General features: G+C 72.5%; 14 protein-coding genes. 5 read left to right on the forward strand and 9 right to left on the reverse strand.

Features of this window, described 5'->3' with window-relative positions:
* The first annotated feature begins 92 nt into the window (after window positions 1-92).
* Together ACLJQE_RS21290 and ACLJQE_RS21295 are read left to right on the forward strand one after the other, a co-directional pair.
* Complete coding sequence (locus ACLJQE_RS21290) at window positions 93-695, forward strand: LuxR C-terminal-related transcriptional regulator (RefSeq protein WP_410641049.1); 603 nt, start codon at window positions 93-95, stop codon at window positions 693-695.
* A 119-nt stretch (window positions 696-814) separates the two neighbouring features.
* Window positions 815-1,420, forward strand: a complete 606-nt coding sequence (locus ACLJQE_RS21295) for a helix-turn-helix transcriptional regulator (RefSeq protein ID WP_410641050.1) — start codon at window positions 815-817, stop codon at window positions 1,418-1,420.
* A 34-nt stretch (window positions 1,421-1,454) separates the two neighbouring features.
* Here the strand turns inward: ACLJQE_RS21295 and ACLJQE_RS21300 are convergent, their stop codons facing one another.
* Together ACLJQE_RS21300 and ACLJQE_RS21305 are read right to left on the reverse strand one after the other, a co-directional pair.
* Window positions 1,455-3,101 (reverse strand): glycoside hydrolase family 13 protein, encoded by a 1,647-nt coding sequence (locus ACLJQE_RS21300; RefSeq protein WP_410641051.1) that lies wholly within the window; start codon window positions 3,099-3,101, stop codon window positions 1,455-1,457.
* Between the two features lie 116 nt (window positions 3,102-3,217).
* Window positions 3,218-3,496 carry a hypothetical protein gene (locus tag ACLJQE_RS21305; protein WP_410641052.1) on the reverse strand — a complete coding sequence of 93 codons (279 nt, stop codon included), beginning with the start codon at window positions 3,494-3,496 and terminating at the stop codon, window positions 3,218-3,220.
* Between the two features lie 276 nt (window positions 3,497-3,772).
* On the opposite strand from ACLJQE_RS21305, the gene ACLJQE_RS21310 reads away from it, so the two are divergent.
* On the forward strand, window positions 3,773-4,045 hold the full coding sequence (locus tag ACLJQE_RS21310; protein ID WP_410641053.1) for a hypothetical protein: 273 nt from the start codon (window positions 3,773-3,775) through the stop codon (window positions 4,043-4,045).
* 48 nt (window positions 4,046-4,093) lie between these two features.
* The gene (locus tag ACLJQE_RS21315; protein WP_410641054.1) at window positions 4,094-4,375 is read left to right on the forward strand and encodes a hypothetical protein; all 282 of its coding nucleotides are present in this window, start codon (window positions 4,094-4,096) and stop codon (window positions 4,373-4,375) included.
* 58 nt (window positions 4,376-4,433) lie between these two features.
* On the opposite strand, the gene ACLJQE_RS21320 is transcribed toward ACLJQE_RS21315, so the two are convergent.
* The 3 genes from ACLJQE_RS21320 to ACLJQE_RS21330 form a co-directional block, all read right to left on the reverse strand.
* The gene (locus tag ACLJQE_RS21320; RefSeq protein WP_410641055.1) at window positions 4,434-4,715 is read right to left on the reverse strand and encodes a hypothetical protein; all 282 of its coding nucleotides are present in this window, start codon (window positions 4,713-4,715) and stop codon (window positions 4,434-4,436) included.
* 169 nt (window positions 4,716-4,884) lie between these two features.
* Window positions 4,885-5,226 (reverse strand): hypothetical protein, encoded by a 342-nt coding sequence (locus tag ACLJQE_RS21325; RefSeq protein WP_410641056.1) that lies wholly within the window; start codon window positions 5,224-5,226, stop codon window positions 4,885-4,887.
* A gap of 145 nt (window positions 5,227-5,371) precedes the next feature.
* The gene (locus ACLJQE_RS21330; RefSeq protein ID WP_410641057.1) at window positions 5,372-5,707 is read right to left on the reverse strand and encodes a winged helix-turn-helix domain-containing protein; all 336 of its coding nucleotides are present in this window, start codon (window positions 5,705-5,707) and stop codon (window positions 5,372-5,374) included.
* Between the two features lie 307 nt (window positions 5,708-6,014).
* Between ACLJQE_RS21330 and ACLJQE_RS21335 the strand changes: the two genes are divergently transcribed.
* Window positions 6,015-7,160: a PucR family transcriptional regulator gene (locus ACLJQE_RS21335; protein WP_410641058.1), complete on the forward strand. Its 1,146-nt coding sequence runs from the start codon at window positions 6,015-6,017 to the stop codon at window positions 7,158-7,160.
* A 61-nt stretch (window positions 7,161-7,221) separates the two neighbouring features.
* Here ACLJQE_RS21335 and ACLJQE_RS21340 read toward each other — a convergent pair whose 3' ends face one another.
* The 4 genes from ACLJQE_RS21340 to ACLJQE_RS21355 all read right to left on the reverse strand — a co-directional run bounded on the left by ACLJQE_RS21340 (window position 7,222) and on the right by ACLJQE_RS21355 (window position 13,140).
* A complete protein-coding gene (locus ACLJQE_RS21340; RefSeq protein ID WP_410641059.1) occupies window positions 7,222-8,616 on the reverse strand; it encodes an amino acid permease in 1,395 nt (464 codons plus the stop codon).
* 79 nt (window positions 8,617-8,695) lie between these two features.
* Window positions 8,696-10,894, reverse strand: a complete 2,199-nt coding sequence (locus tag ACLJQE_RS21345) for a SulP family inorganic anion transporter (RefSeq protein WP_410641060.1) — start codon at window positions 10,892-10,894, stop codon at window positions 8,696-8,698.
* A 104-nt stretch (window positions 10,895-10,998) separates the two neighbouring features.
* On the reverse strand, window positions 10,999-12,033 hold the full coding sequence (gene sbnB, locus ACLJQE_RS21350; protein WP_410641061.1) for a 2,3-diaminopropionate biosynthesis protein SbnB: 1,035 nt from the start codon (window positions 12,031-12,033) through the stop codon (window positions 10,999-11,001).
* A gap of 12 nt (window positions 12,034-12,045) precedes the next feature.
* Window positions 12,046-13,140, reverse strand: coding sequence for a helix-turn-helix domain-containing protein (locus ACLJQE_RS21355; protein ID WP_410641062.1), 1,095 nt, complete (start codon window positions 13,138-13,140; stop codon window positions 12,046-12,048).
* Between the last annotated feature and the right edge of the window lie 4 nt (window positions 13,141-13,144).

The raw sequence follows: 13,144 nt of genomic DNA on the forward strand, positions 1-13,144 counted from the left end.
AAGAGTCTTCGCCGCGGGCTGGTCTCGTGCCTAGCGTGGGCGGACCGGCTCCGCACCTCGGTGGAGCCACGGGTGACGGAACGGTGGTCAGCATGAGCGAGGTGGCACTGCGCCGGAGCGAGCGGCGGCTCCCGGACCTCGCGGAGCCGGGGACCGGGATGGCCGAGCTCGGCCGGGACCTGGTGATCCGGAGGGTGAACGAGGCCTTCGCGGACCTGTTCGGCACCACCCCGGACGACGCGATCGGCACGGCGTTCTGCGGCTGGTTCCTGCCGGCGCTGGAGAGCACGGTCCGGGGCGCGCTGGCCGTCGCGGACCGGTTCGACGAGCGCCTGGTGGGGCTGGGCCCCAGCCCGTTCCTCGCCGACGTGACGGGCCGGCTCATCGACGACGACGGTGACGCGTGCCTGGTGGTGCTGGTGCGCCCGGTGCCGCCCGTGGCGGCCACCACCCCGGTGCGGCTCGCCGCCCTCGACGCGCAGATCCTGGAGGGACTGGCGGCGGGAGAGCCGGCGATCCACCTCGCGATGCGGCTGTACCTGAGCCGCCAGGCAGTCGACTACCGCATCGGCGCGATGCTGCGGAAACTGGGCGCACCGAACCGGGCCGCGCTCGTGTCGATGGCCTACGCCGCCGGAGTGCTGCGGCCGGAGCAGTGGCCGCCGCGGGTGGTGCCGCACGCCCGCGAGGACTGAGGTTCCGCGTTGTGGCACCGCCGGTCGCGCGGATCGCGGGTACCCCGGTGACCGGCCCGGCTAGTTGGATGAGGGGCATCCGAGGGATGAGGGCATCCGAGCACTACGGGGTGGGTGACATGGGCGAACGGGAACCGAGGAGCTGGCACGTCGCGTGCGTCGACGGGAACTTTCGCGTGCTGACGGCCGAAGACGGGTTCGGTGCGCTGTTCGGTGCCTCCGCGTTCGAGCTGCGGCACCGGAGGATCGTCGACTTCCTGCACCCGGACTTCGCCGAAGGGCCGCGCTGCGCCCTGACCGCCCTCGCGACCGGCGCCCGGCACGAAGCGACCGAACGGGTGGTGCTCCTCGGCCCGTCCGGGACGGTGGTGCCCGCCGAGCTGACCGCGCTGGCGCTCGCGGGATCGCGGCGGATCGTCGTCGCGATCCGCCGCGATGCGGTGCGGCCGCACCCGGCGCGGCAGCCGCTGCTGACGCCGGTGGAAGCCCTGGTCCTGGAGGGGCTCGCCGCGGGCGTGCCGACGGCGGAGCTGGCCCGGAGCGCCCACCTGAGCCGGCAGGGCGTGGAATACCACGTCGGCGCGCTGGTCCGGCGGTTCGCCGTGCCCAACCGGACGGCACTGGTCGCCAGGGCCCACGCCGCGGGGCTGTACACGGCGGGCGCCTGGCCGCCGCGGGTCGACCCGCGGCTGCTCGACGGGCCGCGCACGGCTGTCGGCGACTGAGCCGCGGGACCCCGCGACCTCGGCCGAGCCGGGCTCAGCCGCGCGGCCCGAACCAAGCCGCCGAATCGCCCGCCACCACGCCGGACCCGCCGCTGGTGAGCACGACCTCGCCCCACCCGTCCGGTGCCGTGAACACCGCGCTGCCCGTGTTGACCACGCACACCAGCTCCCCGTGCCGGAACGCGAGCACCGCGTCCTCGCCGGTGTCCAGCCACTCCACCGGGCCCGGGGCGCCGAGTCCCCGTTCCCGGCGCGCCCGGACCGCGCGGCGGTACAGCTGCAGCGTCGAGGTGTCGTCCTTCTCCTGGACGTCGACCGCGTACCGGCCGAACCACTCCGGCTGCGGCAGCCACGGCACCCCGGTGCCGAATCCGAACGCCGGCGCGTCCGCGGCCCACGGCAGCGGTACCCGGCAGCCGTCGCGGCCCTTCTCGAGGCCGCCCGTGCGGTGGAACACCGGGTCCTGGCGGGCCTCGTCGGGGAGGTCCTGGACCTCCGGCAAGCCGAGTTCTTCGCCCTGGTACAGGAACACCGAGCCGGGCAGGGCCAGCAGCAGGAGCAGCGCCGCGCGGGCCCGCCGCTCGCCGAGCGCGGTGTCGACTTCGCCGCGGGGGCGCATCAGGGCCGCGAAGGCGTCGTTGCTGGCGGGGGCGGGCTCGGGGCGGACGATGCCGTAGCGCGTCACCGCCCGGTGGACGTCGTGGTTGGCCAGCGTCCACGCCGCCGGGGCGCCGTGGACCGCCGTGCGGGCCACGGCCCGGTCGATCGCCGCGCGCAGTGCCGGCGCCTCCCACGGCTGGACGAGCAGGTCGAACGAGAACGCCTGGTGCAGCTCGTCCGGGCGCAGGTAGCGGTCCAGGTCGGCCGGGTCCGGCACCCAGACCTCGCCGACCAGCAGCAGGTCGCGGTCCGGGCCGTAGCCGTCGGTGAGCGCGTGCCACCGCCGGAAGATGTCGTGCACCTCCGGCTGGTTCCAGCTGTAGGCGTTGTAGCCGCCGTCGGCCGGGTCCCAGTCGCGCAGGGCCGCGTCCTTGATCAGGCCGTGGCAGACGTCGATGCGGAACCCGTCCACGCCGCGGTCGAACCAGAACCGCAGCACGTCGTCGAAGTACGCCAGGACTTCCGCGTTGCGCCAGTCGAAGTCCGGCTGCTCGCGGGTGAACAGGTGCAGGTACCACTGCCCGGGCGTGCCGTCGGGTTCGGTGACCCGGGTCCAGGCCGGGCCGCCGAAGACCGACATCCAGTTGTTGGGTGGCTCGTCGCCCCGGCCGTCGCGGAAGACGAACCGCGCGCGCTCGGGGGAGCCGGGGCCGGCGGCCAGTGCCGCGGTGAACCACGGGTGCTGGTCCGAGCAGTGGTTGGGCACCAGGTCCAGCAGGATCCGCAGGCCGCGGGCGTGCGCCTCGGCGACCAGGCGGTCGAACGTCTCGAGGCTGCCGTACTCCGGGTTGACGCCGTGGTAGTCGGCGATGTCGTAGCCGTGGTCCGCCTGCGGCGAGGGGTAGCAGGGGTTGAGCCAGATCGCGTCGGCGCCGAGCCCGGCGATGTGGTCCAGCCGCCGGATCACCCCGCCGAGGTCACCGACGCCGTCGCCGTCGCTGTCGGCGAACGAGCGGACGTAGAGCTGGTACACCACCGCGTCGTCCCAGAACGAACGCGGGCGGGAGGAAGTCGACGACACCCCGCGATCTTCGCACGTCCGGGTGACGGCACGCGGGGTGACCTTTTCCCGCGCGTCACGGACCGGCCCCGACCTGCGGTGGCGGGCCCCACGATCGCCCGCAGGACCCGCCGGTGTCACAGCGTGCCGAGCACGGCGCTGCGGGCACCGAGGAGCTCGATGGCCGACATGCGGTCCGGCGAGGCCGGGCCCTCGGCCATCGGGCAGCCGGTCTCGTCGAACCCGGTCCGGAACGCGTGCCGGGTCGCTCGCACGACGTAGGTGAAGGCCGTGACGCCGACGTACACGGTGTCGAACTCGGCGGCGCAGGCCAGCGGCAGGACGGCGTCCGGGACTTCGAGTGGGGTGAGCGAGTCGGCTTCGCGGGCCGCGGCGGTTTCGACGGCAGTGGTCATGGTGCCCGTTTCTCCTGTTCGGTGGCGGAAACCCCGGTCCTGGAGCGATCCCGGGTAAATCCATGATGGCGGCTGCTTTCCGGCAGGCAACCGAACCGGCGGATTGCGGTCGGATGTCCGCGAATGTTGAGGAAATCGCGCAATACCGGCTCCGATCGCCGGACGGTGTGGCGGAATTCTCCGTCAATCGGTGGATGACCCGTTGACAACGCGCCGCTTATCGTGTCCCAAGGCCGCGCATCGACGCAGGCCGCGGTCCGGAGCAGAGGAGAAGACATGGAAGTGATCGAGTCCGTGCAGGACCCGGCGACCCCGGGGCTGGAGCCTCTTTCCTTTGGTGCACCGGTGGCGGACCCCACCGCCTGCACGTGGGCGATCGCCGCGGCGACACTGGCCGGAGCCGCGGTGGGCGCCGGGGTGGGCTGGGCGAATTGCCACTACCACGGTTGCGTGCAGCAGAGCGACGGGATCGACGTTCCGGAAGGGGTGTCGGGACTGCCCGTCGGTGAATTGCTGGGAATGCGCGACCATGCCGCAGGCAGGGCCTGAACCGAACAAGCTGCAGACAGAGCCTGAATCGAACCGATGGAGGATCAGATGAATGGATTTTCGCCGGCCTCGATCACCGGGTCGCTCGACCCGCTGGAATACGGCGGCCGTGAGGTGGCCATCGCCTGCACGCCCGCCGCGGTCGACCTCGCGGCGGTCGGGCTGGGGGCCGCCGGTATCGGCTACTTCGCCGCGAAAGCGTTCTACCACAAGCACGCCGGCTACTTCGACGACCGCGAGGAGCTCCTCGACAGCGGACCGGCGCACGGCGAGCTGCTGTCCTCTTCGGACTTGCTGTCGGTGCGGGTGAACGAACTCACCCGCGGCTGAGCACCAGGCGGGCGCACGCGGGGGCGTGCGCCCGCCTTCGGCTGTCCGGCGCGCCGGATCAGCCCGCGGCCCGGAAGTCCGTGGTGGCGAGCGCGGCCCGGCCTTCGGCGGTCACGACGGCGGGCACCAGTTCGCCGGACCGGCCCGGCCGGCTCGCGGCGATCAGGCCGAGCCGGCCGAGGGTGCGGGCCGTCGTCTGGTCGCAGCAGGGGATTCCGTCGACGTAGAGGTCGGGTTCGCAGCTGAGGGACAACTGTGCGCGCCCGTCCCGGACGGCCTTGAGCATGTTCACGGCGCGGCGGGTGAGCGTGCCGCCCGCCGAGTGCGGATCGTGGTTCATGGTCGGCCCCGATTGTTCGCCGGAATGATCAGGAAAACGGTAGATCGCCGTGGTGCGGGTCACCATGCGCGGTTGGGGAAACGCGAGTCCGGCAGCAGCGGAACTGTGCCGGAACGCCGAACGGGGCCCGCGGAGGTGCTCCGCGGGCCCCGTCCGGGGTGGTTCCGGGTCAGCCGAGGACGCTGATCACGTCCGCCTTGATCAGGCCGAGGATCGAGTCCAGGGTGACGACCTGGACCTTCACGTCCTTCTTCAGGTCGCCGACGACCTTCGTCAGCGGGGTCCACTCGACCACGACCTTGCGGCCGGAGCCGTCCAGGACGATGGTGACGTACTTGCCGTGGACGGCCACGACCTTGCCGGTCAGGGTCACGCTGCCGAGCCCCGGCACCGTGACGCCGGCCGGCGCCGGCTGAGTGGTGGCACCCGCCGTGCCGGTCGCGCCGAGCAGGCCCGCGCACACCAGCGCGGTCGCGGCGACGGCGGTCGTGATCTTCGTCAGAGTACGCATCTTCATTTCCCACGCGGCCTTTCGATCGTTCGGATCCGGGCGAACCACGATCGGTTTCGCCCGTGCCGCGAAGATTAGGGTAAAACCAACGTCGTGCCGTATCCGCGAATTACGAAGAACGATCCTGTGTTTCCCTTGTCGGAAATCACGGTGCCGCGGTCCGGCCGGCGAGCCGGTACCCCGCGCCGTGCGCGGTGCGGATCAGCACGCGGTGGCGGTCGCCGAGCTTCCGGCGCAGCCTGCCGACGTAGAACCGGACCTTCTGGTTGTCGCCGGGATCGCCGAGCGCGCGTTCGAGCAGCCAGTTCGGGCTGACGCGGTTCGGGTTGAGCATGAGCGTCCGCAGCAGCCGGAACTCGGTCGGCGTCAGGTGGACCGCTTCCCCGCGAAGGCGCACCTGGCCGGTCCGCAGGTTCATTTCGAGCCCTTGGACGCGCACCACCGGTTCCTTCGACGGAGTGTGCTCGATCACGTCGGTCATGATTCCTCGAATGGGTTCAGCGGGGATTCTCCGGCATCGAGTGTTTCCGACGGCGAGAGGCGCGGACAAGGGGATGGCGGCTGCGCATTCCGTTGAAATCTCCTTCGGCAGGTGCGTTCGAAGAGGGGTCAATATCCGATGTGTCCGATTTGCGACCGGTTGTTGAGGGATTCCCCTGCAAGCGTTGCTTCGTGGCGATCTCCATCGGTACGCTTACCCTGCGTGACGAACTCGGGAAGAGCGTCACCGAACCGGACCACGCTGGGCAACCGGGACTGGTGAAAGACGGCGGACAGGTGGGAATCGCATGACCTTGCTGGACGAACGGCCGAATTACCGGGCACCGCATTACCGGACACCGCCACCCGACGGCTTTGCCGCCGACGGCGTCGCGGTGCCGCCGCCGGGGATCGCCGCCGCCACCGCCGTCGGGTGCCAACTGCTCGACGGCGTGACGCCGGAGGCGGCCCGGTCCGTGGCGAAGGCGTTGCTGGGCGAGGTGGCCGAGGTCTACCGCCGGGTCGTCGAAGACGACGTCGCGGTCACGCCCGCACAGCGCGGCCGCATCCGGATCGCCGGCGAGGCGTTCGCGGAAGCGGGCGGGACCCCCGGTGCGGCCGCCGACCTGCTGGGCCGGTTCGCGGCGCAGGTGGCAGGCGTCGTCGCGCAGCACCAGCCGGGCCGGGTGGTCTCCGTCGTGCAAACCGCGCACCTGCTGGTCCAGGACCTGATCGCGGGCTCGGTACGGCCGGTGCCCGCCGCTCCGGCGCGGGAGGCGCGCGGCGCCCTCGTGCAGCGGCTCGTCCGGCAGGAGCGGCTCGACCCGGCGGAGCTGGCCCTCCTCGAGGACGCCTACGTCGTGGTCGCCGCCCGGTTCCCGCAGGCGGTGCCGCCCGGCCGGCTGGCCGTGGTGCTCGACGAGCACCACGAAGACGGCGTGCTGGGCGCACCGATCGGTGACGGCGTCGTCGTGCTCGTCCCCCGGCGGCTCGAGCGGCGGATCACCCCGCTGCTCGACGCGCTGGCCGGCCGGTTCGGCCAGGCGCCGTGGACGACGACCGTGTCCGCCGGCCGTGCCGCGCTCGCCGCGGGCTGCAAAGAGGCGGCGGACGTGCTGGCGCTGGCCGCGGCGACGGGCCGCCCGCCCGGGCCGTACCGCCTCGAGGACGTCCTGCTGGAGTTCGCCGTGCTCCGCGATCCCGTGACGTCGGCGCGGCTGCAGGCGCTGATCGCCCCGCTGGTGGCCAACGAGGTCCTCTACGGCACGCTCGAAGCACTGATCAACGCCGACTTCAACCGGACCGTCGCCGCGCGCGAGCTGTTCATCCACCGGTCCACTTTGGACTACCGGATCCGGCGGATCGAAGAGGTCACCGGGCAGAACCCGCTCACCGGCCGCGGGGCCCACGTGCTGTCGTCGGCGATGGTCGTGCACACGGTCACCCGGTCCTGAACCGGTGCGCGCAACCCGGCCACCCCGGCCACCCCGGCCCGGCCGGGGTGGCCGGCCGGGTTCAGGAGACCCGGCGCCGGGACACGAGCCACCAGCCCACGCCGAGCGCCACGACGAGCACCGGGATCGCGCACACGGCGATCAGGCTGCTCCCGCCGGAGAACCCCATCAGAACCACCACGAGCCCGAGGAACCCGACCGTGGCCCAGTTGGTCCAGGGGGCGCCGGGCAGCCGGAACGACGGCCGCACCAGTTCGCCCCGCAGCGCCCGGCGGCGCAGCCGCTCCTGCGCGATCATGATCATCGCCCAGGTGGTCACCACCCCCAGCGAGGCGATCCCGGTGGCGACGTCGAACGCGTCGTCGGGAACCACGATGTTCAGCACGACCCCGAGCAGGCACACCCCGCAGGTCATGGCGATGGCGCCGACCGGGATCCGCCGCCTGCTCATCCGCGCCGTGAACCGCGGCGCCTCGCCGCGGTCGGCCAGCGCGCGCAGGATCCGGCCGGTGGCGTAGATCCCCGAGTTCGCCGAGGACATCGCGGCGGTCAGCACGACCAGGTTCATCACGTCGCCGACCCACGGCACGCCCAGCCGGGAGAAGACCGTGACGAAGGGGCTGACGCCCGCCTGGTAGTCCGACCACGGCATGAGCGTGGCCAGCACCAGGATCGAACCGACGTAGAAGACCGCGATGCGCCAGATGACGCTGTTCACCGCCCGCGGGATGGACTTGCGGGGCTCGGCGGCCTCGCCGGCGGCCACCCCGACCAGTTCGATGGCGGCGTAGGCGAAGACCACGCTCTGCAGGGCCAGGAACGGCATCGCGAAACCGTGGGGGAAGAACCCGCCGTGGTCGACGAGGTTCGCCACCGACGCGGGCGCCGAGCCGAGGTGCGCCCCGTAGATCAGCAGGCCGGCCCCGACGACCAGGAAGACGATGATGGCCAGCACCTTGATGGTGGAGAACCAGAACTCCAGCTCACCGAACAGCTTCACCGACACGAGGTTGACCGAGAGCACGCCGGCCAGTGACAGCAGCGCGCCGGCCCAGACCGGCAGCCCGGGAAACCACCGCTGCAGGTAGTGCCCGATGGCGGTGGTCTCGGCGACGGCGACCATCGCCCAGTTGAGCCAGTACATCCAGCCGGTCACGAACCCGGCCCACGGACCGACGAACTCCCGGGAATAGGTGACGAAGCTGCCCGCGCTCGGCCGGTGCAGCACGAGCTCGGCGAGCGCGCGCATGACGAACAGGGCCACGACGCCGCACAGGAGGTAGGACAGCAGCAGGGCGGGCCCCGTGGCGGCGAGCTTGCCGCCCGCCCCGAGGAACAGGCCGACACCGATCGCCCCGCCGATCCCGATCATCTGGATCTGCCGGTTGCCGAGCGTCTTGTGGTACCCCTCGGTGTCGGTTTCGGTGGTTTCGCCGGTCTCGGCAGGAGAATTCATGTCCGTCCCTTGTGGTGGGTGCCGCGGGTGGTCTACCGGAACGGAATTGTGAACGCCGATCTCCGGCGAGCGAGCGGCCTCACCCGTGATTTGCGCGATGTGCGGATCCGGTTTGCCCGGACCGACTGCCCACGCGCGCACCCACCGCGCGGAAGTCCCGCGCGGCCGGGTCGCACAGGTGGACCTGGGCGCGGCCGACGTCGAAGTACATCCCGGTCAGCTGCAGGCGCCCGGCCCGTTCGGCTTCGGCCACGAGCGGGTATTCACGCAGGTGTGCCAGCTGCTGCAGCACGTTCTGCAGGGCAAGGCGGTCGTCTTCGCGGCCCGGGCGGTCGCCGTCGAGCGTGACCGGATCGGACCGCCGGGCGCTCGGTTCGGCGTGCGCCAGCCAGTCGGTGAGCGGCCCCGGCGGCGGCCCGGCGGCGAGCGCGGCCATGGCACCGCAGGACGAATGCCCGCAGACCACGATCTCGGTGACGGCGAGGACGCCGACGGCGTAGGCGATGGACGCGTTCATCGACGGGTCCGCCTGGCCGGGCGGGACCAGGTTGCCGATGTTGCGGATGGTGAACAGGTCCCCGGGGCCGCTGGTGGTGATCAGGTTCGGCACGATCCGGGAGTCGCCGCAGGTGATGAACAGCGTGCGGGGCCGCTGGCCGTCGGCCAGCCCGGACAGGGTGTCGCGCAGCAATGGTGCGGTGCGGCGCTGGAACTCGGCGGCACCCCGCCGGGTGGGCTGGGCGGGGACGTCGGCGGCCTGCCAGGCCGACCACGGCGCGAGCCAGCGGGGCACGAAGCCGGTGCCGGCGCGAACGCTGCGGGTCGGACGGCCCTGCTTGCCGTTGGCGAACCACGGGTGGCCGATCTCGTCGACTTCGACGGTGCCGCCCGCGGCTTCGTGGGCGTGCTGCCAGGTGTGCAGGCTTTCGAAGGCGGCGTGGTCGAGGTAGTCGACGACCAGGTCGAGCCGCACGGGCGCGCCGGCCGGGACGGTGGCGAGCACGCGGCTCAGCCGGGGTACCGAGAGGAAGGTGAGCACGCCTTCGACGACGACGTGCCAGAGCTCGCCGTCCCGTTCGGTGTGGATGCCCGACCAGAGCGTGCGGCGCAGCATGAGCACGAGGGAGAGGGCGATGCCCGCGAGGACGCCGGTGAGCAGGTCGAACCCCACGACCCCGGCCAGGGTGAGGAGGTAGACCGGCAGGTCGCCGTGGGCGAGGACCTGCTTGAGGTGACCGGGGTTCACCAGCTTGACCCCGACGTGGACGAGGAGGCCGGCGAGGGCGGCGAGCGGGATGTCCTGGATCAGCCCGGCGAGGGCGACGACGAACACCAGCACCCACACACCGTGCAGCACCGCCGAAGCGCGGGTCCGCGCGCCGGCGGTGACGTTGGTGGAACTGCGGACGATGACGCCGGTGACCGGCAGGCCGCCCAGCGCCCCGGACACCATGTTCGCCGCGCCCTGGCCGATGAGTTCCCGGTTCAGGTCGGCCCGCGGCCCGGTGTGCAGCCGGTCCACCGCGACCGCCGACAGCAGGCTTTCCACCGACGCGATCACCGCGATGGTGAGCACCGCGACGGCGAACGCACCCCAGCCGCCGCCGGGCAGCTGCGGGCTGAACCGGATCTCGAGCAGATCCGCGGGCAGCTCGACCCGCGGCAGGGTCAGCCCGCCCAGGACGGACACCACGGTGGCGACGGCGATCGCGGCCAGCGGACCGGGAATCCGCTGCAGCGGTCGCGGGAGCCGCGGCCACAGCAGCAGGATCGCGATGACGAGCAGCCCGATGGCGGTGGCGGCGTCGTGGCGGGCGACGATCTGGGCGGGCAGCTCGGCGAGGTTCTCCAGCGCCGAGGACCGCGGCTTGCCCCCGAGGATGACGTGGACCTGCCCGAGCACGATCGTCACGCCGATGCCGGCCAGCATGCCGTGCACGATGGCGGGCGAGATGGCCAGCGCGGCCCGCGCGACCCGGGAGGCGCCGAGCAGGATCTGCACCGCGCCGGCGGCCACGGTGATCGCGCAGGTGACGGCCCACCCGAACGTCTGGATGGTTTCGGCCATGACCACGGTCAGCCCGGCGGCGGGCCCGCTGACCTGCAGCGCGGAGCCACCGAGCGCGCCGGCGACGATCCCGCCCACCACGGCGGCGATCAGGCCGGCGACCACCGGGGCACCCGAGGCGAGCGCGATCCCCAGCGAAAGGGGTACGGCGACGAGGAAAACGACCAACGAGGCAGGCAGGTCGTGGCGGAGCACGGCGAGTCGTTCCATGCCGCCATGCAACCGGGAAACCCGGCGATTTGTCTTGTTCCACAGGGGTTTCCCGGGCGAGTCCCGCGGTTGGCGGACGGGCGGTACCCGGGGTGCGGAGACGCTCAGCCGTAGCGGTTCACGTCGGCGAAGAAGCCGGGTACCGGCGTGAGGGCCGCGTCGGCGGCGAGCCGGTCGTAGACGTGCTTGCCCACGGCCAGATCGAGGATGCCCAGCCCGAACGGCGAGAAGATCCGCGGCCGGTCCGCGGGCAGGTCCACCGCGCCCGTCATGACGTCGAACAGCGTGCCGTGCACGAACTCGCGGTGGCCGGTCCGCTGCTCGGCCAGGTGGACCGAGGTGTCCGCCTTCAGGCAGTGCTCGACGTCGTCGACGACGTTGACCGCGCCGAGCACGATCTCCGGGGCGAGGTCGCGCAGGGAAACGTGCAGCACGACGGGATTGTGGGCGAACCACGCCGGTTCCCGCACGTGCGGAACGCCCGCCACGGTGGCGAACACGACCAGATCCGACGCCTTGATCAGCGCCTCGGCGTGCTCGTGCCGGACGATCTCCGCCGACGTGCCGGTGCGGGCGAGGTAGCCCGCGAAACCGTCGACCGACGACGCGGAAAGGTCGTGCAGCCCGATTTCGCCGAACTGCCAGCCGTTCGCGGTGAGGTGGGTGTGGATGTACCGCGCGATCAGCCCGGTGCCGAAGAACCCGATCCGCGCCGGCCGCCCGCGGTCCCGGGTCAGCAGGTCCGCGGCCAGCGCGGCCGACGCCGCCGTCCGGGACGCGCTGACGACCGAAGCCTCCATGACCGCGAACGGGTAGCCGGTGCGCCGGTCGTTGAGGATCAGCACGGCGGAGGCGCGGGGAATGCCGGCCGCGGCGTTGCCCGGGAAGCTGCCGATCCACTTGAGACCGTCCACAGCGGACTCGCCACCGAGCGACGCGGGCAGCGCGATGATGCGGTCGGCCGGCCGGTCCGGGAACCGCAGGAAGTACGACGGCGGGTTCACCGTGTCGCCGGCGCCGTGGGTGCGGTAGGCCCGCTCGACGACGGCGGTGACCGTCCGCTCGTCCCCGTCGAGCACCCGGCGCACCTCGGTGCCGGTGATGACGGTGAACGGCGGGATCGGGTGCGTTGCTGACAAGACCGGTCCTTCCTAGGCGGCGGAGCGGCGGAGTTCGGCCAGCCGGTGCATGGCCGAGGCGGTGGACAGCAGGCGCAGGCCGCGGACCGTGCACGGCGAGTGCCCGGTGAGCTGGCCGATGCGCTGCAACCGGTAGTCCACCGTGCTGCGGTGGACGATCAGCCGCTCCGCCGCCCGGCCGCGGTTGCCGTCCTCGGCCAGCAGCACCTGCAGCGTCTCCCACAGCACCGGCTGGGCCAGCAGCGGCTGGATCACCTTCAGCAGGGCGTTGGACACCACCGGCTCGTGCGCGGCGGCGAACTCGAGCAGCACGTCGTCGAGGACGTGCACCGCGGGCGCGAACTCCAGCGACGTCGCCTCGGCGAGGATGTCGTCCGCCACCGACCGGCACGCGGACACGCTGCGCGTGCCCGGCCAGACCAGCGCGGCGCGGGCGGATCCGCCGAGCGCGTCCAGCACCCGCTCGGTGCGCCGGACGGCGTCCGCCTTGTCCCGCGCGGGAAGCAGCGCGTGCCCGCCGCCGTCGGCGAGCAGGGTCAGGGTGTCCTCGCCCGCGTGGGTGCGGAACGCCTCGTCCACCGCGGCCGGGTCGAGTTCGGCGGTGGCCAGTGCGATGACGGCGTAGGTCTGGTCCGCCGCCGGGACCGCCGCGCCGCTCAGCAGCAGCTCGGCTCGCCGTCGCCGGGTCGGCTCTTCGTGGTCCGGCACGGTCGTGCCGGCTTCGGCGAAGCCGCGGGTCAGCTCGACCAGGATCCGGTTGCCGAGCTCGGTGATCCGCTGGGCCGCGTGGCAGCGGGTGCCGCTGTCGCGCAGGTCCGGCCGGTTCAGCGCCTTGTCCACGAGATCCGCGGTGAGCTTCTGCACCGCGTCCAGCAGCCGTTCGAGGCTGCGCCCGGACTCCGCCCACGTGTGGCCGACCCGGCGCGCCGACAGCACGTCGAGCACGAAGCCGTCCGACAGCACGTCGGAGAACAGCGGGAGCACGTGCCGCACCACGGTTTTGCGGGGCGTCTGCACGTCCGCCCCGGAACTCGCCGCCGGCGCGGGCTGGACCCGCGGGGGCAGCAGCCCGGTCGCCACGGGGGAAATTGTCCTGTTCACACTCATCCGG

The sequence above is a fragment of the Amycolatopsis sp. lyj-346 genome, assembly GCF_046548975.1.
Classification (GTDB): Bacteria; Actinomycetota; Actinomycetes; order Mycobacteriales; family Pseudonocardiaceae; genus Amycolatopsis.

Coding starts and splice junctions, on each gene's coding strand:
- ACLJQE_RS21320 (WP_410641055.1), bottom strand. CDS start 4,715: ATGAACCACGATCCGCACTCGGCGGGCGGCACGCTCACCCGCCGCGCC.
- ACLJQE_RS21290 (WP_410641049.1), top strand. CDS start 93: ATGAGCGAGGTGGCACTGCGCCGGAGCGAGCGGCGGCTCCCGGACCTC.
- ACLJQE_RS21355 (WP_410641062.1), bottom strand. CDS start 13,140: ATGAGTGTGAACAGGACAATTTCCCCCGTGGCGACCGGGCTGCTGCCC.
- ACLJQE_RS21315 (WP_410641054.1), top strand. CDS start 4,094: ATGAATGGATTTTCGCCGGCCTCGATCACCGGGTCGCTCGACCCGCTG.
- ACLJQE_RS21330 (WP_410641057.1), bottom strand. CDS start 5,707: ATGACCGACGTGATCGAGCACACTCCGTCGAAGGAACCGGTGGTGCGC.
- ACLJQE_RS21345 (WP_410641060.1), bottom strand. CDS start 10,894: ATGGAACGACTCGCCGTGCTCCGCCACGACCTGCCTGCCTCGTTGGTC.
- ACLJQE_RS21325 (WP_410641056.1), bottom strand. CDS start 5,226: ATGCGTACTCTGACGAAGATCACGACCGCCGTCGCCGCGACCGCGCTG.
- ACLJQE_RS21305 (WP_410641052.1), bottom strand. CDS start 3,496: ATGACCACTGCCGTCGAAACCGCCGCGGCCCGCGAAGCCGACTCGCTC.
- ACLJQE_RS21340 (WP_410641059.1), bottom strand. CDS start 8,616: ATGAATTCTCCTGCCGAGACCGGCGAAACCACCGAAACCGACACCGAG.
- ACLJQE_RS21295 (WP_410641050.1), top strand. CDS start 815: ATGGGCGAACGGGAACCGAGGAGCTGGCACGTCGCGTGCGTCGACGGG.
- ACLJQE_RS21310 (WP_410641053.1), top strand. CDS start 3,773: ATGGAAGTGATCGAGTCCGTGCAGGACCCGGCGACCCCGGGGCTGGAG.
- ACLJQE_RS21335 (WP_410641058.1), top strand. CDS start 6,015: ATGACCTTGCTGGACGAACGGCCGAATTACCGGGCACCGCATTACCGG.